The organism is Kocuria rhizophila (genome assembly GCF_003667225.1).
Lineage (GTDB): Bacteria > Actinomycetota > Actinomycetes > Actinomycetales > Micrococcaceae > Kocuria > Kocuria rhizophila.
The window spans coordinates 36067-58099 of the sequence record NZ_RCOM01000001.1 but is presented as its reverse complement, the minus strand read 5'-3'; the positions used below and the strand labels follow the sequence as shown (position 1 = coordinate 58099).

21 protein-coding genes are annotated in these 22033 nt (G+C 70.0%); 3 read left to right on the top strand and 18 right to left on the bottom strand.

Annotation, left to right across the window (positions count from 1 at the left end; translation table 11 throughout):
* Positions 1 to 10: 10 nt before the first annotated feature.
* From D9R02_RS00250 to D9R02_RS00240, 3 genes are all read right to left on the bottom strand, one after another.
* On the bottom strand, positions 11 to 1666 hold the full coding sequence (locus D9R02_RS00250; RefSeq protein ID WP_259463878.1) for a hypothetical protein: 1656 nt from the start codon (positions 1664 to 1666) through the stop codon (positions 11 to 13).
* A gap of 170 nt (positions 1667 to 1836) precedes the next feature.
* Complete coding sequence (locus D9R02_RS00245) at positions 1837 to 2631, bottom strand: ABC transporter ATP-binding protein (RefSeq protein WP_224764821.1); 795 nt, start codon at positions 2629 to 2631, stop codon at positions 1837 to 1839.
* A 712-nt stretch (positions 2632 to 3343) separates the two neighbouring features.
* Entirely contained in the window at positions 3344 to 4354 is a 1011-nt protein-coding gene (locus D9R02_RS00240; RefSeq protein WP_121566086.1) for a tetratricopeptide repeat protein, read from the bottom strand.
* Between the two features lie 144 nt (positions 4355 to 4498).
* Between D9R02_RS00240 and D9R02_RS00235 the strand changes: the two genes are divergently transcribed.
* The 3 genes from D9R02_RS00235 to D9R02_RS00225 all read left to right on the top strand — a co-directional run bounded on the left by D9R02_RS00235 (position 4499) and on the right by D9R02_RS00225 (position 7039).
* The gene (locus tag D9R02_RS00235) at positions 4499 to 5683 is read left to right on the top strand and encodes an AI-2E family transporter (protein WP_259463877.1); all 1185 of its coding nucleotides are present in this window, start codon (positions 4499 to 4501) and stop codon (positions 5681 to 5683) included.
* A 157-nt stretch (positions 5684 to 5840) separates the two neighbouring features.
* Positions 5841 to 6536 (top strand): endonuclease NucS, encoded by a 696-nt coding sequence (nucS, locus tag D9R02_RS00230; protein WP_019309344.1) that lies wholly within the window; start codon positions 5841 to 5843, stop codon positions 6534 to 6536.
* A gap of 299 nt (positions 6537 to 6835) precedes the next feature.
* The gene (locus D9R02_RS00225; protein ID WP_012398055.1) at positions 6836 to 7039 is read left to right on the top strand and encodes a cold-shock protein; all 204 of its coding nucleotides are present in this window, start codon (positions 6836 to 6838) and stop codon (positions 7037 to 7039) included.
* 292 nt (positions 7040 to 7331) lie between these two features.
* Here the strand turns inward: D9R02_RS00225 and murA are convergent, their stop codons facing one another.
* The 15 genes from murA to D9R02_RS00150 form a co-directional block, all read right to left on the bottom strand.
* Positions 7332 to 8615 carry a UDP-N-acetylglucosamine 1-carboxyvinyltransferase gene (gene murA / locus D9R02_RS00220; protein WP_047978498.1) on the bottom strand — a complete coding sequence of 428 codons (1284 nt, stop codon included), beginning with the start codon at positions 8613 to 8615 and terminating at the stop codon, positions 7332 to 7334.
* A gap of 217 nt (positions 8616 to 8832) precedes the next feature.
* The gene (locus D9R02_RS00215; protein WP_019309346.1) at positions 8833 to 9111 is read right to left on the bottom strand and encodes a F0F1 ATP synthase subunit epsilon; all 279 of its coding nucleotides are present in this window, start codon (positions 9109 to 9111) and stop codon (positions 8833 to 8835) included.
* A gap of 3 nt (positions 9112 to 9114) precedes the next feature.
* On the bottom strand, positions 9115 to 10581 hold the full coding sequence (atpD, locus tag D9R02_RS00210; RefSeq protein WP_019309347.1) for a F0F1 ATP synthase subunit beta: 1467 nt from the start codon (positions 10579 to 10581) through the stop codon (positions 9115 to 9117).
* A gap of 42 nt (positions 10582 to 10623) precedes the next feature.
* A complete protein-coding gene (locus D9R02_RS00205; protein ID WP_121566083.1) occupies positions 10624 to 11535 on the bottom strand; it encodes a F0F1 ATP synthase subunit gamma in 912 nt (303 codons plus the stop codon).
* A gap of 58 nt (positions 11536 to 11593) precedes the next feature.
* A complete protein-coding gene (atpA, locus tag D9R02_RS00200) occupies positions 11594 to 13252 on the bottom strand; it encodes a F0F1 ATP synthase subunit alpha (RefSeq protein WP_223246092.1) in 1659 nt (552 codons plus the stop codon).
* A gap of 138 nt (positions 13253 to 13390) precedes the next feature.
* A complete protein-coding gene (locus tag D9R02_RS00195; protein WP_047978492.1) occupies positions 13391 to 14203 on the bottom strand; it encodes a F0F1 ATP synthase subunit delta in 813 nt (270 codons plus the stop codon).
* Positions 14203 to 14754 (bottom strand): F0F1 ATP synthase subunit B, encoded by a 552-nt coding sequence (locus D9R02_RS00190; protein ID WP_019309351.1) that lies wholly within the window; start codon positions 14752 to 14754, stop codon positions 14203 to 14205. Before D9R02_RS00190 ends, D9R02_RS00195 begins: the two co-directional genes overlap by 1 nt.
* A 48-nt stretch (positions 14755 to 14802) precedes the next feature.
* Complete coding sequence (gene atpE / locus D9R02_RS00185) at positions 14803 to 15006, bottom strand: ATP synthase F0 subunit C (RefSeq protein ID WP_019309352.1); 204 nt, start codon at positions 15004 to 15006, stop codon at positions 14803 to 14805.
* Between the two features lie 114 nt (positions 15007 to 15120).
* Entirely contained in the window at positions 15121 to 15912 is a 792-nt protein-coding gene (gene atpB / locus D9R02_RS00180; RefSeq protein ID WP_019309353.1) for a F0F1 ATP synthase subunit A, read from the bottom strand.
* 30 nt (positions 15913 to 15942) lie between these two features.
* Positions 15943 to 16323, bottom strand: coding sequence for an AtpZ/AtpI family protein (locus tag D9R02_RS00175; RefSeq protein WP_019309354.1), 381 nt, complete (start codon positions 16321 to 16323; stop codon positions 15943 to 15945).
* Positions 16320 to 16949, bottom strand: coding sequence for a hypothetical protein (locus D9R02_RS00170; protein ID WP_121566082.1), 630 nt, complete (start codon positions 16947 to 16949; stop codon positions 16320 to 16322). The genes D9R02_RS00175 and D9R02_RS00170 overlap by 4 nt, the downstream gene beginning before the upstream one ends.
* Positions 16946 to 18064 (bottom strand): MraY family glycosyltransferase, encoded by a 1119-nt coding sequence (locus tag D9R02_RS00165; RefSeq protein ID WP_121566081.1) that lies wholly within the window; start codon positions 18062 to 18064, stop codon positions 16946 to 16948. Before D9R02_RS00165 ends, D9R02_RS00170 begins: the two co-directional genes overlap by 4 nt.
* Positions 18061 to 20112, bottom strand: a complete 2052-nt coding sequence (locus D9R02_RS00160; RefSeq protein ID WP_121566080.1) for a polysaccharide biosynthesis protein — start codon at positions 20110 to 20112, stop codon at positions 18061 to 18063. Before D9R02_RS00160 ends, D9R02_RS00165 begins: the two co-directional genes overlap by 4 nt.
* 30 nt (positions 20113 to 20142) lie before the next feature.
* Positions 20143 to 21003, bottom strand: a complete 861-nt coding sequence (locus D9R02_RS00155) for a glycosyltransferase (protein ID WP_102613435.1) — start codon at positions 21001 to 21003, stop codon at positions 20143 to 20145.
* A complete protein-coding gene (locus tag D9R02_RS00150; RefSeq protein ID WP_019309359.1) occupies positions 20990 to 21922 on the bottom strand; it encodes a glycosyltransferase family protein in 933 nt (310 codons plus the stop codon). The genes D9R02_RS00155 and D9R02_RS00150 overlap by 14 nt, the downstream gene beginning before the upstream one ends.
* Positions 21923 to 22033: the final 111 nt, after the last annotated feature.

Sequence of the window (22033 nt, the reverse complement as noted above, 5' to 3'; positions counted from 1 at the left end):
GGTGTCCGGGTCACCGGTACCCGGAGACCTCCTGCAGCAGCTCGGGACCGCGGGCGTCCAGCCACTTCCCGCCCAGTCGTACGCCCAGCCACAGCAGCACGAGGCCCTCCACGAGCCCCACCGCGAGCGCCAGCCAGCTCCACACCGCAGCCCCTGAGCCGAGGTGGACGAACAGCAGCACGAGGGGCGGCAGTGCCAGCAGGAGCATGAGTCCCATGACGACGAACTGGACCACCAGGTTGAGGATGGTGAAACCCTGTGGAGTCTTCATGGGCGAGGCGCCCGGCGGCGGTGTGGGATACGTGTAGCGCGCCGACACCACGGAGACCACTCCGGCGCCGCCGAGCAGCAGAGCGGCACACGTGCCGAGCAGCGCGGGCAGGGCCTGCCACTCGTGCACCCGCAGCATCCACAGCACCACGCCCAGACCCACGAGCGGCGTGGCCACGATCAGCATGGCCACCACCCGGCCCAGCCGGTCAGCCCGCCCGGGCACGGAGGCCAGCAGGTGCAGGCTGAACGCGCTGTTGTCGTAGGAGATGTCCGCCGAGATGGCGTAGGACATGAGCAGGGCGATCATCATGGGCAGCAGCCACATGGCGAAGCCCCCGTCGCTGCCCAGGAACCACAGTGCCGCACTGATGGCCGGGATCATCAGCAGTGACGCCGAGTACCGCGGGTCCCTGAGCCAGTAGATCAGGCAGCGCGCGGCCACCGCTCCCCACGGCGTGGCGGGGAAGCGGTCGAGCGCGCCGATGCCCGCCACGGACCTGCCCGTGGCACGGGCGGCTCCCCCGGCGGCGTCGGCCAGTGCCCGGTCCAGTGCGAACCGGGCGAGCCCCACGAGCACCGCGAGGGTGGCCAGCACGATGAGCAGCCGGAGCAGGGCGGCGCCCCAACGACCCGCCGCCACGTCACCGGGAATGGCCCAGACCGCACCCAGGGGCGTCCAGGACAGCACGGCGGCCCACCCGGGCAGCCGGTCCCACACGCGTTCCACCCCGGTGGCCACGGAGGTGAAGATCGGGGCCAGCAGGACGATGAGGAGCAGACTGAGAATGGAGAGGATCTCCGTGGAGCGCCGGCTCTTGGCGATCCGGGCAGCCAGCGCGGCGGCGCAACGGGACCCCGTGAACGCCAGCAGCGCGGCCAGCACAGCGCACAGCGCGGCGGCGGCCACGGCGGGGGCGGAGGAGCGCCAGCAGAGCAGCCATCCGACCAGCGCAATCACCGTGAGGACGCCGGGAATCCCGATGACGGCTCCGACCGTCTGACCAGCCAGCACACCCGTGGTGCTCAGCGGGAACAGGCCCAGCCGGGCGGGGTCCAGCGTGGCGTCTGCTTTGGAGGTGAGCACGGGGACGAGCCACCATCCCAGCAGCACCGTGGCGCCCACCAGGGTGGATGCCGCGGTCACCACCTCGAGGGGTTCGGAGCCCAGGAAGAACATCGCGCTCAGCAGCATCGCCAGAACGGACAGGGCGTACAGCCCGCCCAGGATGGTGCCCACCAGCACCCACGTGGAGCGGGTGAGGGTGTTGACGAGGATGCGCCACTTCAGTCCCGCCAGCCGCCGGGCCTCCTCCAGCACACCCATGCGGTGGGTTCCACGCTCCTGCCCGGACGACGCCGGGCGCACGGACTCGGGGACGGCGGCGTCGGGCACGGGTTCCTGCCCGTCGGGCGCGACAGGACGGTCGATCGCCCCGCCGGGCCCCGCCGTGCCATGGGTCCTGGCGGAGGCACGGGTCCCGGGGTCGACGCCGCCCGGCACGGCGGCCGCGCCCTCGTGGCCCTCCGCCGCCGGCTCCGGCAGCCCGCCGCTGGGGGTGTGTTTCACTCCGGACGAAGCCACTGCAGTCCCTCCCCCGCCTCGGTGCGACCGCCCACGAAGGACACGAAGCGGTCTTCCAGGGACATGCCGTCGCAGACCTGCTCCATGGTGCCCTGGGCCAGCACGCGCCCCTGGTCCATCACGGCCACGTGGTCGCACATGCGCTGCACCAGGTCCATCACGTGGCTGGAGACCACTACGGTGCCGCCGGACTGCGTGTACTGGTGCAGCAGCGAGCGGATGTTGGCGGCGGAGACCGGGTCCACGGACTCGAACGGCTCGTCCAGCACGAGCAGGCTGGGCGCGTGGATCATGGCCGCGGCGAGCGCGATCTTCTTGGTCATGCCCGCCGAATAGTCCTGCACCTGGCGCCCCGCGGCGTCCTGCAGGTCCATGGCGGTGATGAGGTCCTCGGTGCGCTCCTTGACCAGCTGCCGGTCCATGCCGCGCAGCAGACCCGAGTAGGCCACGAGCTGACGGCCCGTGAGCCGGTCGAAGAGGTGGGCGCCGTCCGGGAGCACGCCCATGCGGCGCTTGGCCGTCAGTGGGTCGCGCCACACGTCCGCGAGCTCGTCCCGGCGGCCGCCTCCCACGAGCACCTGCCCGGAGGTGGGGCGCAGCAGGCCGGTGGCCATGGACAGCGTGGTGGTCTTGCCCGCACCGTTGCGGCCCACCAGACCGTAGAACGAGCCGCGCGGCACCGTGAGGTCCACCCGGTCCGCAGCGGGCCGCGACCCGTGGTCGTAGACCTTGGTGAGCTGACGCACCACGAGCGCGACGGCGGCTGGTTGCCGCACCGCGGGTCGTGGGGCGTCGGACTCCTGGGCCTGCGGCCAGGTCGGGCTCTGAGTCGGCGCCGGGGCTTCATGCGGTGCCGCCGTCTGGGACGACACCGGTTCGTGTGCCAGGGCCGAGCCGTGCTCGGGCGTGCGGGTCCGGGAGCCCTCGGGAGATGCCGTCCCCTGTCCCGGGGCCACGCTGGTTCGCGCACCCGGCCCCGAGTCGTCGTGCGGGGCCCACGGCGCGGACACCGAAAGATCTCGTGGGGTTCCGCGCTCAGCCGGGAGTGTGGCGTCCGCGGCGGGCTCGCGGCGCGGCGGCGTGGGTCCGTTCGGTGGGATGCTCATGGGCCCAAAGTACTCAACGCCCGGTGCGAGGGCGGCATGTTGCGCGGCGCCAGGCACGTCCCAGAAAACGTCTGGGCACGCGACGGGCGCCCTCGGCACGGAGGGGAGGCGGGCCGGTCCCGGGCGTGTCCCGGCCCGCGCGGATCGCGCACCGCAGAACGGCCTGCCGCTCCCACCCAGGACGAACCGACGACGGCGCGCCCGGCCACCTCGCAGGCCCGCCCGGACGGGCGGCGCGGACCCCCGCGGGTGGCCATCGCGGGCCCGCCCGAGTGAGCATCGCTGGCCCGCCCGGATGACCAGCCAGGGCCCGCCCCGGGTGACTGGGCCGGGCAGACCAGCGAGCCTGGAACGGCCGCCCGGGCAGACGGCGGGCGGGCCCCTAGAACAGGGCGCGCATCAGCTGGGCCCGCGCGGCCACCACACGGGGATCGTCCGCACCCACCACGTCGAAGAGTTCCACCAGCCGGGCGCGCGCGGCGTCCTTGTCGTCACCCGCCGTGGTGCGCACGATGGTGAGCAGTCGTCGGAACGCGTCCTCCACGTGCCCTCCTGAGAGGTCGAGGTCCGCGACGTCCAGGGCGGCCTGCACGTTCGAGGGGTCCGAGGCCGCGGCCTCGCGCACGGCCGCCGCGTCCATGGCGCTGACGCGCTGCAGCAGGTGGACCTGCGCGAGGGCCAGCTTGGCCTCGTGGTCCCCCGGGTTCTCGGCGAGCGCCTTCTCGTAGCACGCCTGAGCGCCGTCCAGGTCTCCGGCCTCGAGCTTCTCCACCGCCTCGGCGTGCAGCGGGGGCAGGGGCGCGGGCTCCTCCGTGGCGGTGGGCTCGGCCGTGCCGGTCACGCCGTTCTGCTGGGCCAGGCTCACGAGCTCCGTGAGAAGCTCACGCACCTGCTGCTCGGGAACGGTGGAGTTCACGAGCGGGACCACCCGGCCGCCCAGCAGGGCCACCACCGTGGGAACCGTCTGCGCCTGGAAGGCCTGCGCGACCTGCGGCTCCGCAGACGCGTCCACCGTGCCCAGGAGCAGACGACCCTGGAACTCGTCCACGACCGTGCTCACCACGTCCACGAACGACTCCGACTCCGGGCTCTGCGGGGCGTGCAGCACCACCACCACGGGATAGGAGGTGGAGGCCTCCGCGTACTGCTGGAAGTTGCCGGTGGTCAGCACCACCCGGTAGCTGGTGCCCGCCCCCGTGGACGACGCCGCTGCCCCGCGTTCTCCTCGCCCGGCACCCTGGGCGCCCAGGTCCACCGCGCCGCGCACGGAGGCCGGCACGGCGCTCTGCGCCCCGGAGGCTGCGGACGCGGCTCCACCGGGCTGCGGGCCGCCGACCGGTCCCGCCGAGCTCGGCGCACCCTGGGGACGCGGGGAACCGGGGAATTCGCTCATGAGTACCTCCTGGTGTCCCGCCCACTGCGGGGGCGGGGGTCGTGGTCCATCCGGCTCGCGTGAGCGCACGCGTGCCCTGCTGGTCCCATTATGGGCACGGCGGCACGGAGCGAGCCCACCCAGCACGCGTTGTACGCTTCCCGCGTGAGCACATCCTCCGGTCCCCACGAGCCGCCCAGCCGCTTGCGCCCCTCGCGCCACAGGTTCGAGGTGCCGCCCGAACCCGCACCCGTTCCCGCGGAGGAACGGGAACGGCGCGCGCCGTGGGACCGCCCCGTGGCGGACCGCTTCCATCCCGTGCAGAACGGCTTCCTGCTCACGGTGGGGGTCGGGTTCGCCCTGCTGGGGTACTACGTGCTGACCAACGTGGGCGGACTGGTGGGCTGGATCGTCACGGCGGCGTTCATCAGTCTCGGCATGGACCCGCTCGTGCGCTGGCTGGAGTCCAAGGGAATGCCCCGCTCCCTGGCGGCAAGCGCCGCCATCATCGCGCTGGCGCTCGTGGTGACCGCCTTCATCCTGCTGGCGGTGCCGCGGATGGTGGACCAGGCCCAGCAGCTGGCGGCGCGCGTGCCCGAGTTCGTGGACAGCTTCACGCACTCGGACCTCTACCACGCCCTGAACGAGCGGTTCGACATCGAGGCCTCCGTGCAGAACGGTGCCGCTGGCCTGCAGGAGCGCCTGGCCTCGGACGGGAACTTCCTGGGCGGGATGTTCGGGTCCGTGGTGAGCGCGGGAGGGGTGGTGCTCAACGGCATCACGGGGACCCTGATCGTCATGGCCCTCACGCTGTACTTCCTCTTCTCGTGGCCCACGATCAAGGCGTGGTGCTACCGTCTGGCGCCCGCCAGCAAGCGCGCCCGGGTCACCCACCTCGGGGACCGGATGGTCAACGGCGTGGGCAACTACGTGATGGGTCAGGCCTGTGTGGCGCTCATCAACGCCACCGTGGCGTTCGTCCTGATGACCATCACCGGGGTCCCCTACGCGTCCCTCCTGGTCCTGCTCGTGGGCCTGCTCGCCTTCATCCCGCTGGTCGGCGGGGTGATCGCCGGGGTGGTCGTGAGCCTGGTGGCCACGCTCGGCGGCTGGAACACGGTGGTGCCCTACGCCCTGTGCTACTTCGGCTACCTGCAGGTGGAGGCCTACCTGGTCTCACCGCGGATCGTGTCCCGCGCGGTCGCGGTGCCCGGCGCAGTGGCCATCGTGGCCGTGGCCGCCGGCGGCGCCCTGTGGGGCGTGCTGGGCGCGCTCATCGCCATCCCCACGGCCGCCGCCGGTCTGCTCCTGGTGCGCGAGGTCTTCGTGCCGCGCCAGGACGCCCGCTGAAGCCTTCCCCCACGACGACGCCGCGCCGCCTCCGTGCATCCTGCGTGGCCGCCCCGCCCCCGCCCCCAGGGGGCGGGGCCCAGCGCCACCCACGGCCACGCACGGTCCGCGCGACCAGTGGGTCCGCCACGAGTGCGCTGACCGTTAAGCTGTCCGGGTGCGCCTAGTGATTGCCGACTGCTCCGTCCGCTACGAGGGGCGGCTCAATGCCCATCTGCCCCTGGCCCGGCGGCTCATCATGCTCAAGGCCGACGGCTCCGTTCTCATCCACTCGGACGGCGGTTCCTACAAGCCGCTGAACTGGATGAGCCCGCCGGCCACCCTCCGCGTCCGGGAGCCCTCCGAGGACCTCGCGGCGGAGGGCGTGAGCGAGGTGTGGGAGGTCCAGGCGGGCAAGTCCGACGACCGGCTGGTCATCCACGTCATGACGGTGCACAGCCAGCTGCACCACGACCTCGGGGCGGATCCGGGCCTGGTCAAGGACGGCGTGGAAGCAGACCTGCAACGGCTGCTGGCCGAGCAGATCACACTCCTCGGCGAGGGCGTCTCGCTGGTCCGGCGCGAGTACCCCACCGCCATCGGGCCGGTGGACATCCTCGCCCGGGACGCGAACGGGGCCACCGTGGCCGTGGAGCTCAAGCGTCGGGGCGACATCGACGGCGTCGAGCAGCTCACCCGCTACCTGGAACTCCTCAACAGAGATCCGCTGCTGCGCCCCGTGCGCGGGGTCTTCGCGGCGCAGCAGATCAAGCCCCAGGCGCGCACTCTCGCGCTCGACCGCGGCATCGAGTGCCTGAGTCTCGACTACGACGAGATGCGCGGCAACGTGGACACCCAGTCCCGGCTCTTCTGACCCGACGGCACTGGGGGCCGGGGCCCTGTTGCGCGACGTCGACCGAACGGCCGGGCGGGTCGGCGCGGCCACACGTGCTAAGCCGTCTGATGACTGTTGACCACCGCGCAACAGTGTGTGATGCTTGTAGCGTTCTCGCATCATGTTTGACATGCTCGCAGGAATGGTAGCGAGCGTGAAGTTCTGACTGGCGCTGTGGCACAACACTTACGTGAGCCGCATCCACAGCCTTCTCGCGGTACCAGTTCAGGTGCACATCCATGTGCACGCACTATTACTCCAGAAGGAGATGCCCCATTATGGCTCAGGGCACCGTTAAGTGGTTCAACGCAGAAAAGGGCTTCGGCTTCATCACGCCGGACGACGCTGATGGCGACGTCTTCGTGCACTACAGCGAAATCCAGTCGGGCGGCTTCCGCACCCTCGAAGAGAACCAGCGCGTCGAGTTCGAGATCGGTCAGGGCCAGAAGGGCCCCCAGGCCACCGGCGTGACCGTCATCTGACAGTCCCCCTCGGACACGGAAAATCCCCGGTGCCACACGGCACCGGGGATTTTCTCATGTCACGGGGAGGACGTCCGTTGCCGATCCCGCCGTGCCTGTGGAGCCACCCTCAGCCTGCCCGCGACGGGCGCCGCGCTCGGGTCCCCGCAGAGGCCTTCCCAGGTTCCCAGCGAGCTGAGCGCACAAGGGGGTGAGCTCGCTGGGCGGGTGCACGGGGCCGTCAGGAATCACCGTGACCCGAGCGGCGTCGTGCCCGTGCAGCGTCACCCCGTGGGAGCGCGGTCGACACCACTCAGCCCCGAGAAGGGTGGATGCGCCGCTGCACGTCCGCTCCGGCGCGGGCCAGATGCTCCACGAAGTGCTCGTAGCCGCGGTCGATGTGCTCGATGCCCGACACCTCGGTGACTCCCCCCGCCGCCATGCCGGCGATCACGAGAGCAGCTCCCGCGCGGATGTCCATGGCCTCCACGGGTGCCCCGGAGAGCTGCGAGGCCGCCACGCCGTCCACCCGCGCGTGGTGCCCGTCCAGGTGCACCCGCGCGCCGAGCCGCTCGAGCTCGGCGGTGAAGCCCCAGCGGGCCTCGAAGACGTTCTCCGTGATGATTCCCGACCCCTCCGCCACGGCGTTCAGCGCCACCACGAACGGCTGAAGATCCGTGGGGAAGCCGGGGTACGGGAGGGTGGAGACGTTGATGGCACGCGGCCGGCTGGGGCCCTGGACCGTGAACCGGCCCTCCGCAACGTCCACGTCGCACCCTGCGGCACGCAGCTTGTCGAGGACCACCCCCAGGTGGGACGGCTCCGCTCCCCTGATCTGCACGCGTCCGCCCGTCACGGCCGCGGCGAAGGCCCACGTGCCGGCCACGATCCGGTCAGGCACGGTGCGGTGCGTGACCGGGCTCAGCCGTGGCACACCCGTGATCGTCAGTGTGGTGGTGCCCAGTCCCTCGATCTGTGCACCCATGGCCTGCAGCATGCGACCGATGTCCACGATCTCGGGTTCCCGCGCCACGTTCTCCAGCACCGTGGTACCCCGGGCGGTGGTCGCGGCCGTCATGAGATTCTCCGTGGCGCCCACCGAGGGGTACCCGAGCCGGAAAGAAGCTCCGGCAAGTCCTTCCGGGGCGGACGCGCGCAGGAAACCACGCTCGATGCCGAGCTCCGCGCCCATCGCCTCCAGACCCGCGCGGTGCATGTCGAGACCCCGGGTTCCGATGGCATCGCCCCCGGGCAGCGCGACCTCTGCACGGCGGCACCTCGCCATCAGCGGACCCAGCACCGAGATGGAGGCGCGCATGGCCCGCACGAGGTCGTAGTCCGCCTGGTGGCCCAGCTCCTCCGGGACCTCGATGACCACCTCGTGCTCAGCGGGCGAGTAGTCGACCTCGCAGCCCAGACGGCGCAGCAGCTCCGCCATCACCGTGACGTCCTGGATCTCGGGAACGTTGGTGATGGTGGAACGCCCCGGGGCCAGCAGCGCCGCCGCCATGAGCTTGAGCACGCTGTTCTTTGCCCCGAAGACCGGCAGCTCGCCGTTGACCACGGTGGGCCCGTGAACCTCGATGGTTTCTTCCACGTTTTCCTCCTCGTCCACGACCCTCACTCGCGGTGCACTCGTTGTGCGGCAACGGTGGGTCAAGCTCCCCATCCCCGCGAGCGGGGCTGGGGCCTGCACGGCAAGGAACCACGACGGCACGGGCCGCGGAACCTGTGCGCAGGCGGTGCCCGAACGACGTCGACCCCCGTACCCCGCACGGGGCACGAGGGTCGACGCTGACCGGTGCGCTGATGAATCAGGCGGACTGCTTCTCCGAGTCCAGGGAGACCGTGTCAGCCACGATGGTGACCCGGTTCTGGTCCACGGACACCAGACCGGAGTCGATGCGGCCGGTCAGCCGGTCACCCTCCACCCGGTCGATGGCGAACTCCCCCGGCTTGAGCAACCCCGCCATGGACTGGTGGCCCGGCATGACGCCGATGTCACCCTCGGTGGTGCGCACGCGGACGAGCCGCGCGGCACCTGCCCAGATCTTGCGATCCAGGGCGACGATTTCCACGATGAGTTCAGCCATGGCTTACTTCTCGCCCGTCTCGGCCTTGATCTCGTCCCACTGACGCATGACGTCGTCCAGGCCGCCCACGTTGTAGAAGGCCTGCTCCGGAACGTTGTCCAGCTCGCCGTCGCAGATCTTGCCGAAGGCCTCGATGGTCTCCGCGAGGGGAACCGTGGAGCCCTCCACACCGGTGAACTGCTTCGCGGTGTAGGTGTTCTGGGACAGGAACTGCTCGATGCGGCGTGCGCGGGACACCACGACCTTCTGCTCCTCGGAGAGCTCCTCCACACCGAGAATCGCGATGATGTCCTGCAGCTCCTTGTTCTCCTGCAGGATCGACTTCACGCGGGTGGCCACGTCGTAGTGGGTCTGGCCCACGTACTGCGGATCCAGGATGCGGGAGGTCGAGGACAGCGGGTCGATCGCCGGGTACAGACCACGGGACGCGATGTCACGGGAGAGCTCGGTGGTCGCGTCCAGGTGGGCGAACGTGGTCGCGGGAGCCGGGTCCGTGTAGTCGTCGGCGGGCACGTAGATCGCCTGCATGGACGTGATGGAGTGGCCCCGGGTGGAGGTGATGCGCTCCTGCAGCACGCCCATCTCGTCCGCGAGGGTCGGCTGGTAGCCCACGGCGGAGGGGATGCGACCCAGCAGGGTCGAGACCTCCGAACCGGCCTGCGTGAAGCGGAAGATGTTGTCGATGAACAGCAGCACGTCCTGGTTCTGCACGTCGCGGAAGTACTCCGCCATGGTCAGACCGGTCAGTGCCACGCGCAGACGCGTTCCGGGCGGCTCGTCCATCTGGCCGAACACGAGAGCGGTGTCCTTGAGAACGCCCGCCTCCTCCATCTCGACCCACAGGTCGTTGCCCTCACGGGTGCGCTCGCCCACACCGGCGAACACCGAGGTGCCACCGAAGTTGCGGGCCACACGGGTGATCATCTCCTGGATGAGCACGGTCTTGCCCACGCCGGCGCCGCCGAACAGACCGATCTTGCCGCCCTTGATGTAGGGGGTCAGGAGGTCGATGGACTTGATGCCCGTCTCCATCATCTCGGTGCTGCCCTCGAGCTCCGCGAAGGACGGTGCCTTGCGGTGGATGGGCCAGCGCTCCTGGATGTCCAGCTCGTCGGTGGGCATGTCCAGGGCGTCACCCAGGACGTTGAAGATGTGGCCCTTGACCACGTCGCCCACGGGCACGGAGATGGGCGAGCCGGTGTCCTGCACGGGCGTGCCGCGCACCAGACCGTCGGTCTGCTGCAGGGAGATGGCACGCACCACATTGGTGCCCAGGTGCTGAGCGGTCTCGAACGTGATCCGGCGGGGCTTGCCGTTGAAGTCGTAGTCCGCGGTCAGGGCGTTGTAGAGGTCCGGAACCTGGTTCTCGGGGAACTCGACGTCGACCACGGGTCCGATGACTCGGGCGATGCGGCCGACGCCGCCGCGCGAAACCGGCTGGGCCGCCTGGTCGTTGATAGTGGCAGTCATTTCTCTCACTTCGTTTCGGCTGGCAATGGGGAGAGCGCGGGCCTAGAGGGCCTCGGCGCCACTGACGATCTCTGTCAACTCGGTGGTGATCTCCGCCTGACGGGCGTTGTTCATCAGGCGTGTGTACTTCTTGATGAGCTCGGTGGCGTTGTCACCGGCGGCCTTCATGGCGCGCTGACGGGACGCCAGCTCGCTCGACGCCGCGTGGCACAGCGCGGAGTAGACCCGGGCCCGGACGTACCTCGGCAGGATCTCGTTGAAGACTTCCTCCGGGTTCGGCTCGAACTCGAACTGGTTGGCGTGCTCGCGCAGATCGTCGAACCGCACCGAGACGTCGTCCCCGAGGTCGTTGGCGTCCGAGATCTCCAGGGGCAGCAGCCGCAGGACACGGGGTTCCTGGCTCACCATGGAGTTGAACTGCGTGTAGACGAGGAGGACCTCGTCCACGCCGTTCTCCTCGTACGCGGCACTGATGTCGTGCATGAGGCGCTCCGTGAGCTCCTCGGCGCGCTCCGTGCTCGCGCTGTCCGTGTTGCCGGTCCAGAAATCGTCGTAGTCACGGTGCCGGAAGTCGAAGTACGCCTTGGCCTTGCGCCCCACCAGGTAGATGTGGGCTTCCTTGCCCTGCGAGCGCAGCAGCTCCAGCAGCTCCTCCGTGCGCTTGAGCACGTTGGAGGAGTAGGACCCTGCGAGGCCGCGGTCCGAGGTGAAGACCATGACGGCGGAGCGCCGCACCTGGTCCGGGACCGTGGTCAACGGGTGGGAGATGTTGTGCTGCGTGGCGATCTGGGAGGCCGCGCGGGTCAGCGCGTTGGCGTACGGGTACGCACCTTCGAGACTCTGACGGGACTTGCTGATGCGCGAGGTCGCGATCATCTCCATCGCCTTGAAGATCTTCTTCATGGACGAGGTGGACGCGATCTTCTGTCGGTAGACCCGAATCTGCGCTCCCATGGGCTTTTCCTTTCGGCACCGCGGTGGTGCGCCGACGGACGGCGCACCACCTCAACGGTTACTTCTTGACGATCGTTTCCTGGTTCACGGAGCTCGAGCCCAGGGACTCGTGCTCCTCGACACCGGCCTCGATCCCGTGCTTGGAACCGTGGAAGTCCCGCTTGACCTCGGCCACGGCCGTCTTCAGCGCCTCGATCGCGTCGTCCTCGAGCTTGCCCGTGGAGTTGATCGAGTCCATGACGTTGGTGGTCCGGCGCACCTGGTCCAGCAGGGCGCGCTCGAAGTCGCCCACGTTGGCCACGTCCACGTCGTCGAGCTGGCCGGTGGTGCCCGCCCAGATGGAGACGACCTGGTCCGCCACGGGGTACGGCGTGTACTGGGGCTGCTTGAGCAGCTCCATCAGACGCTCACCGCGGGTCAGCTGCTGGCGCGAGGCCGCATCCAGGTCGGAGGCGAACATGGCGAACGCCTGCATGGAGCGGTACGAGGCCAGGCTCAGCTTCAGCGTGCCGGAGACCTTCTTCATGGCCTTGACCTGCGCGGCACCACCCACGCGGGACACCGAGATGCCCACGTCCACGGCGGGGCGCTGGTTGGCGTTGAAGAGGTCCGACTGCAGGAAGATCTGACCGTCGGTGATGGAGATGACGTTGGTCGGGATGAACGCCGAGACGTCGTTGGCCTTGGTCTCGATGATCGGCAGCCCGGTCATGGAGCCCGCGCCCAGCTCGTCGGAGAGCTTGGCGCAACGCTCGAGCAGACGGGAGTGCAGGTAGAAGACGTCGCCGGGGTACGCCTCGCGTCCCGGCGGGCGGCGCAGCAGAAGGGACACGGCCCGGTAGGCCTCGGCCTGCTTGGAGAGGTCGTCGAACACGATCAGGACGTGCTTGCCGCCGTACATCCAGTGCTGGCCGATGGCCGAGCCGGCGTAGGGGGCGAGGTACTTCAGACCGGCCGACTCGGAGGCCGGGGCGGCCACGATCGTGGTGTAGTCCAGGGCGCCGTTGTCCTCGAGCGTCTGACGCACGGCCGCAATGGTGGAGGCCTTCTGACCGACCGCCACGTAGATGCAGCGCACCTGCTTGTCGACGTCACCGGACTCCCAGTTGGAGCGCTGGTTCAGGATGGCGTCCACCGCGATGGCGGTCTTGCCGGTCTGACGGTCGCCGATGATCAGCTGACGCTGGCCACGCCCGATCGGAATCATGGCGTCGATCGCCTTGATGCCGGTCTGCAGCGGCTCGTGCACGGACTTTCGCATGGTCACGCCCGGAGCCTGCAGCTCCAGCTCGCGGCGGCCGTCCGTGGCAATGGGGCCGAGGTCGTCGAGGGGCTCGCCCAGCGGGTCCACCACGCGGCCGAGGTAGCCCTCGCCCACGGGCACCGAGAGCACCTCACCGGTGCGGTGGACCTCCTGGCCCTCCTCGATGCCCTGGAAGTCGCCCAGCACCACGACGCCGATGTCGCGGGTGTCGAGGTTCAGGGCCAGGCCCAGTACCCCGTTCTCGAACTTGAGCAACTCGTTGGCCATGACGGAGGGCAGACCCTCCACACGGGCAATGCCGTCCGCTGCGGACGACACGCGTCCTACTTCTACTCGTTCCACGTTGCCGGGATCGTAGGACGCCGCGAAATCGTTCAGCGCGCTACGGACTTCATCGGCATTGATGGTCACATCGGCCATCTGCTGTCCCTGCTCTCTACGTCGTGTGATCATCGACTCGACGATGACCAAGCTTGTTCTTGTCGCGATGCGTTGCCCCATCGCCGTGCGACCGCGTGTGCGGCCCGTGGAGGCAACGCGACGGGACTCCGGCTCGCACCGGCTCCCCGCGATCCTCGCTCCACGAGAGGATCAGGCTCCGATCCGCTGCTCCAGCTGGTTCAACCGGTGCGTGAGCGAACCGTCGATGATCTCCTCACCGACCTGCACGCGCAGGCCACCCACCAGAGCCGGGTTGGTCTCGGTGGTCAGCTTGAGGTCCCGTCCGTACAGCCGGTTCAGCCGGTCGCGCAGGGCGTCCAGCTGGTCCTGGCGCAACGGCCGGGCCGACTCCACACGGGCGATCCACCGCTGCTGACGGTCTGCCACCCACTGGGCGAACTGTTCCAGCAGACGACCGGGGAGGGCCCCCCGGGGCTCGCTGGCTGCGCGTTCGATCAGCAACGCGGCCTCCTCGGAACCCGGCGTGCTCAGCCGACGGGCGAGGGTGACCTTGGCCTCCGCGGACGCCCGGGAGTCCGAGAAGGCGCTCTGCACCTCGGCGGACCGGTCCAGCATGGACTTGAACCGGATGAGTTCGTCCACGAGCGACTCGAGGGCGTCCCCGCCGCCGCGGTTCTCGGTGGCGGCTGCCGCCACGAGCACTGCGGTGCGCTCGAGGGCATCACCCAGCTGACGCTCGGTGGTGCTGCGCTGGGAGGCGAGCTCCGCGGCGATGTCCACCGCCACCTCGTGGGCCCGGCCGTCGAGGAGGGAGTGCACGAGACGAGCACGGTCCTCAGCGGGGCGGGAGGGATCCGTCAGGGCCCGGCGCAGAGCGCCGTTCTGGTCCACGATGTCCAGGATCTCGAACAGCTGGTGTGCGATCTCCGGACTCGCGGACGGTGCCCAGCGGTCCACGTCCACGGTGAGCGGACGATTCGGTTCGTTCGATGCTTCTGCCATTACCGTGCAGCTCCCGTGCGGCTCTGCTCGGCGTCCAGGTCCGCCAGGAAGCGGTCGACCACGCGGTTGGCGCGGTCGTCGTCGTTCAAGGACTCCCCGACGATCTTGGACGCGAGCTGTGTTGCCAAAGTGCCGACCTCGTCGCGCAGGGAGACCACGGCCGCCGCACGCTCGGCCTCGATGGCCTTGTGAGCGTTCTCGGTGATCCGGGCGGACTCCATGTTGGCGCGGTCCTTGAAGTCCGCGAGGATCTTCTCGCCCTCGGAGCGAGCTTCCTCACGGATCTTCTGGGCCTCGAGGCGAGCGCTCTCGAGCTGCTGGTTGTACTCGTCGCGAGCAGCCTTCGCCTCGGCCTGAGCGGCCTTGGCCTTGGCAAGTCCACCCTCGATGGCCTCCGAGCGGTCCTTGTAGACCTTCTCGAACGCCGGGACGATGTACTTGATCGCGATGAAGAGCAGAATCACGAACCCGATGAAGGTAATCAGCATTTCCCAGGTGTCCGGGATGAGAGGGTTCTGAGCCTCTTCCGCTGCCATCACCATTGCGTTCATGAGCGCGATTCCTGTTCTCTAGTTAGGGCTTGTCCGATGGGCATTGCCCTACATGATGAAGGCGAGGACCAGGCCCAGGATGGCCAGGGCCTCGACCACGGCGAAGCCCATGAAGAGCATGGGCTGCAGGACGCGCTGGGACTCGGGCTGGCGGGCCACGGACTGCATGTAGGCAGCGAAGATGAGACCCACGCCGATGCCACCGCCGATGGCAGCGAGACCGTAGCCAATGACGCTAAGCGAACCTTCCATTGTGGATATTTCCTTTCTGGGTGCCCGCGGGTGCGGGCCGTGGTGCCGTTACGGGAATCGTAAGCAGGCGATGGTCAGGGGTGAGCGGCCCGGGGGTCGCGCTCCTTCGTGGGGCTAGTGCCCCTCCTGCAGTGCGCCCTGTACGTACACGGCGAACAGCAGGGTGAAGATGTAGGCCTGGAGGACCTGGATGAGCAGCTCCAGGAAGTAGATGAACAGTCCGAGGACGATGCCGAAGACCGATCCGCCGATCCCCACGATGCCGCCCACCTCGGTGGCCAGGTACGCGGTGAGGCCCGCGGCCACCATCATGGCCATGTGGCCCGCGAACATGGTGGCGAACACACGCAGCGCGTGAGTCACGGGACGGATGATGAGGTTCGAGAGGAACTCGAGGGGGATGAGGATCACGTAGAGGATCTTCGGGACGTTCGGGGGCATGGTCATCTTGACCATGAACTGCCCGAAGCCGTGCCGGCGGATGCCCACGAAGACCCACACGACGTAGGCGATGGCGGCCATGACGTATGCCGAGCCCGGGTGGGAGAAGGTGGGCAGCTGCACGAGGGGGATGGACCCGAACAGGTTGTTCACCAGGATGAAGAAGAAGAAGGAGAACAGCAGCGGGATGAAAGGGCGGAAGTCCTTCTCGCCGATGATGTCCCGGCCCAGGTGGTTGCGGACGAAGCCGTAGCCCATCTCGCCCAGGTACTGGCCCTTGGAGGGAACCATGGCGCGACGGCGGATCATGTACATGAAGCCCGCACCGATCAGCACCACGGAGAAGAGGATCAGCAGCGACTGCTTACCGAAGGCGAGGGACCCCACTTCGAACAACGGGGGAAGATGCATGTCTTCCGTGGAAGGGGCCACGAATTCGGCCGGAATCCTCAGGGCGGGGTTCAATACGGGTCCTTTCTGCGGTATCCAGACCGGTCACACTCCGGGCCGGTGGCCCGGATCAGATGACTTCGTTGTCTCCGACGTGGTCTTCTGCGGGGCGTGGCTCCGATTCAGCGCGTCCCTCATGTGGAGGTAGCCGAGGTACACCCCGGCGGACGCGCCGAAGACGGCTCCCGCGATCACAATCCACCGTGTTCCCAGCAGGTGATCCAGGAGCCAGCCTATCAAACTCCAAAACGCCGCACCGACCACGACATACAGCAGCACGGCGAGTCCTCCGCTCAGGCCGCCGCGCTCCACGAGCTCTCCCGCAGTGTAGAGGGAGTCCTGTCGCGCGGAGTCGACGTGTCGCTGCGAGGCGCCCCGCGCGGAGCGGGGTTTCCGGGGGTCCTGGGGGCCCGGCGAGGAGTTCATGGGGTGTGCCTTTCAGGGGTGCCCACGGGCGGTTGACCGGACCCGTGGAGCGCGTCGTGGTGGCGGCCGGGTGCTTCCCGGCCGAGGAGCGTGGTGGCCGCACCGGACCGGGGACCGGGTGCGTCGCGCGGGGACGGTGCGGCAGCGGCGTCGTCGTGCGCGGCTGCGGAGTCCGCTCCCCGGGCGGATCGTGAGGCCAGGAGCGCGCGCGTCTGCTGCCCGGACACGCGCCCCGTGAGCCGGGCGAAGCGCACGAGCGCGAGCACGAGGCCGACCAGCGCGGCGCCCAGGAACACGCCGGGGACCAGCCAGGCGGGGGGCGCGAGCGTCAGGAGCAGTCCACCGGCCACGAGCACCTTGAGCAGGTACAGGCCCGCGAGGGCAGGCGCGGTGGCCGCGGGCGCGACGCGGAACATGTGCGCGGCCACCAGCACGGTGGTCGCGGAGCTCGCCGTGACCAGACCGGCCCCGAACGCGGCCGAGCGGACGCCGTCCGGAAGCTCCAGCACGAAGGCCGCCGCCACCGCGAGCGCCGCCGCCACGAGGGCGACCGCGGACCAGGTTCTCGCACCGTGGCCGTAGGAGCTGTCACCTGCGGGAGCGGGGGTGTGGTCGGGCCCGGTCACGTGTCCACGCCCCGCCGAGCGGTGCGGAGGCGTCCGAGCAGCGTGGGCGCCAGCAGGTACGCGACGACCACGGCGACCACCGCCACACCGGCGACGGCGGAGCCCGTGCCGTTGGCGCGCAGGCCGTAGAGGGAGATGACGCTCACGAGCACCGTGGCACCCGTGACCAGCAGGGACGCCTGGACGTGGGAGAGCCCCGCGTCCGTGAGCCGCTGGTACGCGTGCTGGCGGTGCGGCTTGTACCCGACCCCGCCGCGGCGGATCCTCAGCACGAGGGTCACCGCGGTGTCCGCGAGGTAGATCAGCAGCGGGGGCAGCAGGTACTCCACGTACACGCCGGAGAGGAACGCGCCGATCGCGGTGGCCACGACCGCTCCCCCCAGGACGTACGATCCGACGTCCCCCAGGAACACCGTGCCGCGCCCCAGGTTCCAGGGCAGGAAGCCGAGGAAGGCCCCGGCCACGGCCAGACCGGCGCAGACCATCCACGGCATGCCGTTCACGCCGCCGGCCCACGCGTAGAGCAGGCCCACCGCTGCGCCGTGCATGCCGGAGATGCCGTTGATCCCGTCCATGAAGTTCGCGATGTTGATGTACGCCACGGTGGCCACGACCCCCACGGGCCACCACCACGCGGGAACCCCGAGGGCCACGATCAGCGCCGCCGTGCCCAGCGCTCCGATCACGGCCTGAACGCCCAGGCGCACGGTGATCGGCACTCCCCGGTAGTCCTCCGCCCAGCCGAGCGCGGCACTGGCAACCATCATGGCCAGCACCACGAGGGCGATGGAGCGGTCCACGGGGATCAGGCCGAAGACCAACGCCCCCGCGTACGTGACCACCAGGGCGAGCGCCACGGCGAGGCCCATGCCGCGCAGGACCGGTCGGGTGTGGGACGAGCGTTCGGTGGGGACGTCGATCACTCCCCACCGCGTGAGCAGGGGCCGCACGGCGAACGGGAGCAGGACGGACAGCACGAACGCCACCCCCAGGGTCCAGGGCGCCAGCGTCAGCAGCAGCTCAAGGGCCTCGCCCTCGCTGAGGGTTGCGGGACCGGTCACCAGTCCGGGCAGCGGTGTGGCCAGGACCGCGGCGGGGCTCATCGCGGCGCTCACGATCCGCTCCCCCGGTCGTCCCCGTCGCGGGCGGCCCGCGACCCCTCGACGGGTGCGACGTGGCCGCCTCGCGCAGAGCTGCCGTCCCGCGGGACCGCATTCCCCCGGTGGGGACTGCCGTCGCGGGGTGCCGCGCCGTCGCGGTCGGGGGCGGCGCTCCGGCCGCCGCGTCCCGACGACGCCGCGCACTCGGCTGCGCGCGGCACGGAGAAGTCCGTGATGCGGGGCTGGGTGCTGGCAGGAACCTGCGGGATGGACCCGGTGAACAGCATGCCGCCGCGGACCTTCCACACGTGGCGGTCCAGGTTGGCGGGGTCCAGACGCTCGGCCCTCGCGTGCGAGATCTTGGGGTGGAAGGGACGTTCGTCCGTCTCCCCCGTGCCGATCAGGTCCTCGTGCAGCTTCTCCCCGTGGCGCAGCCCGGTGATCTCGATCCGGATGTCCTCGCGCCCGGACATGGACCGCAGGCGCTGCGCGATGTCCATGATCCGCACGGGCTGGCCCATGTCCAGGATGAGCACCTCTCCCCCGCGGGCGATCGCGCCGGCCTGGATGACCAGCTGGCACGCCTCGGGAATGGTCATGAAGTAGCGGGTCGCGTCCGGGTGCGTGACCGTGATGGGCCCGCCCTGGCGGATCTGCTCGGCGAACAGCGGGAGCATGGACCCGCGCGAGCCGAAGACGTTGCCGAAGCGCACGGAGGCGTAGCGCTTGCCCGTGCGGTCTCCCGTCCACGCGGTGAGCTTCTCCGCCACGCGCTTGGAGTGCCCGAGCGCGGTGGTGGGGTTCGCGGCCTTGTCCGTGGAGATGTTCACGAACACGTCCACGTCCACCGCGGCGGCGGCGCTGAGCACGTGCAGCGAACCCATCACGTTGGTCTTCCACGCCTCGTCCGGGTACTGCTCCAGCAGCGAGACGTGCTTCAGCGCCGCCGCGTGGAACACCACCTGGGGCCGGCGCTGCTCGAACACCCTGTTCACCGACTCCTCGTCACGGATGTCGCACAGCACGGTGTCGTTGCCGTCCAGCAGCCCGCGCCCGGTGATGGAGATCTGCGTGGCCTGCAGCCCGGACTCGTCCCGGTCCACCATGATCAGCTCCGCGGGCTCGAAGCCCACGAGCTGACGGCACAGCTCGGAGCCGATGGATCCGCCCGCACCGGTCACCAGCACCCGCTTGCCGGTGATGTAGCCCGCGATCGAGTCCACGTGGATGTCCACGGGGCGGCGTCCGATGAGGTCCTCCATGGAGATGTCCCTCAGGTCCACGCCCTGGTTCGCGCCCGTGAGCATCTCGCTCAGCGGCGGGACGGTCATCACGCGGGTGCCCGTTCCCTCCACGGCGTCGGAGACGCGGCGCATGGTGCGGGGGTCCACGTCCGCCACCGCCACGATCAGCACACCCGAGCGCGTGTGCTCGAGGACGGAGGCGGCGTCGTGCAGCGTGCCCATGACGGGCACGGAGGAGATCCGCAGGTGCTTCTTGGCGGGGTCGTCGTCCAGCAGGGCAACGGGCAGGAAGCCGGAGGCCGGGTCCTGCATCATGCGGTGCACCAGGAACGTGCCCAGCGCGCCGGCGCCGAAGACGACCACGTTCTGGGCCTGGTCACCGGGCTTGGCCGTGGACTCCTGGTACATGCGCTTGAGGTAGCGGAACGCGGCCATGAGCAGGCACGCGAACGGGAAGGCGATGAACCCCACGGAGCGCGGGATGCTCAGCGAGACGCCGAAGACCAGCAGCAGGCCCTCCAGCAGCGCGGTCACGATCACGGTCACGACCACCAGCAGCTTGGCCTCGTCGAAGCTGCCGAAGGAGTAGCGGCCCTTGTAGAGCGCAAAGGAGAACCCCACGAGCAGCTGCAGCACCACGGCCACGGCGCACGTGATCACCAGCCCGCCCACCGACACGAGCTCCACGTTGAGCTCGAAGCGCAGCAGCACGGCCACCCACAGCGCCAGGATCCACGCGGCCGAGTCCAGGATCATCTGGATCCACAGCCATGCGACCGGTTTCTCGGCTCGGGGGGTGGGACTGAGGGGGTTGACCATGGGGCCGTTGTCCTTTCGGGTGCGCGCGGGTCAGCCGTTGCGGTGGCCCACCATGAGCCGGTAGGCCGTCTCGCGCACCCGCAGGGGCACGAACCGGTAGCCGCCGCGCACCATGACGTTCACGGCCCATTGTAGGAACCCCACGTGCCCCAGGGCCCGCAACCTGGCCTGCAGCGCGAGCTCCGCCTTCAGGACCCGGTACCCGCCGCGGCGTTCGTAGGACCCGGAGGAGACGCGGTACCCGACCAGCGGCTCACCCACGTTGCGCACGTCCGCCCCCGCGTGGAGCATGCGCGCCCACAGCCAGTAGTCCTCCGCCATGGGCACGTCCTCGTAGCCTCCCACGGCCTCCACGGCGCTGCGGCGCAGCACCACCGTGGGGTGGGACAGCGGGTTGCGGCGACGGCTCACGGCCGCGATGCGTTCCGCGCCCACGGGTGCCGCGCGCAGTGCCACGGGGTTCTGCTCGTCGTCCCCGATCTCGTGCATGGACGCGCCCACGACGTCCGCGCCGTCCTCGATCAGGGGAAGCTGCTGCTCGAAGCGCCGGGGGTAGGCGACGTCGTCCGCGTCCGCCCGCGCCACGACGTCGTGCGCGCACTGCGGCAGGGCGGTGTGCAGGGCGCGAGCCAGACCGCCGTGCTGGGCGAGCCGCAGCACACGGACCGGAATCTGCGAGTCCGCCTCGAGACGGCGCAGCTCGGTCTCCAGCGGGGGCGACACGGGGCCGTCCTGGACGAGGACCACCTCGGCCGGCGGCCGGGTCTGGTCCACGGTGTTGGACTCCACCGCGCGCCGCAGCCGCTCGGGCGTGTCCCCGTGGTAGACGGGGAGCAGGACCGAGAACGGGACGGGGATCCCCGCAGCGTCCAGCGGCTCAGCGAGGGCCACCGAAACCCCGCCCGCGCATGCCGTCGGTGTAGAGCCGCGCCCACGTGCGCAGGCCCTTGAGATCCCTGGTCTTGATGTAGTGGGCCGGGTAGCCGATCGCGTCCGCCCCCAGCTGCACCACGCGCTTGTAGTGCCACGAGACGTACCCGCGGTTGCGGAAGAAGTGGCGCTGCTTGAACTCCCCCGGCGGGATCAGCACCTGCAGCTTGCCGGGAACCACCACGTGCTCCTCGTCCCACCCCGGGGGGTGGGAGACCGCCGTGGTGGTCACGGTGCCGAACGGCAGACCGCTGCGGCGAAGCCGCACCAGGAAGTCCACCTCGTCCCCGCGCAGGAACAGCTTGAGGTCCGGCAGCCCCACGCGGAAGAACACGGACTCGTCCACCAGGGCGCCGTTGAAGAAGTTGGCGTAGGAGTCGAGGAAGCCCAGGGGTTCGAGGTCCGCCCGCCGGTGCGTGATGCCGCCCTCCAGCCGGTACGGGAAGGAGAGCAGCGAGTGATCCTGCGGTGCCACGATCAGGGGTGAGACCACCGCGAGGTCGCGCTCCCGCGCGGCGGTGCGCAGCACGGCGAGGCACTCGGGGTCCTCGGGGTGGGCGTCGTCGTCCATGAGCCAGACCTGCTCCGAGCCGGCCGCGAGCGCCGTGAGGATCGCGAGCGCGAAGCCGCCCGCGCCACCCAGGTTCGCCTCCGAGCGGCGGTAGTGCAACGCGAACGCTCCCCCGATCCGCTGGCGCAGCCGGTCCTCGTCCAGAGCGGCGCGCCCCGCGTCCACGAGGCACAGGCTCGCCACGGGCTCGGTCTGGACGCGCAGCGCGTCGATCAGGGTGTCGACGTCGCCGGGCCGGTCCTGCGTGACGCACGCCACACCCACGCGCGCGCCCTCGTGGTCGGTGGCCCTGGCACTGTTCTCCGTCATTGACGCCCCCGAGACGACTCGTGATTCTGGCGGTGTTCGCTCACCCCGTGCCGGAGAGCGTCGCGGCAGCGGCACCCGGGCGCGGATGAACTCCCGGAGTCTATCAACGCC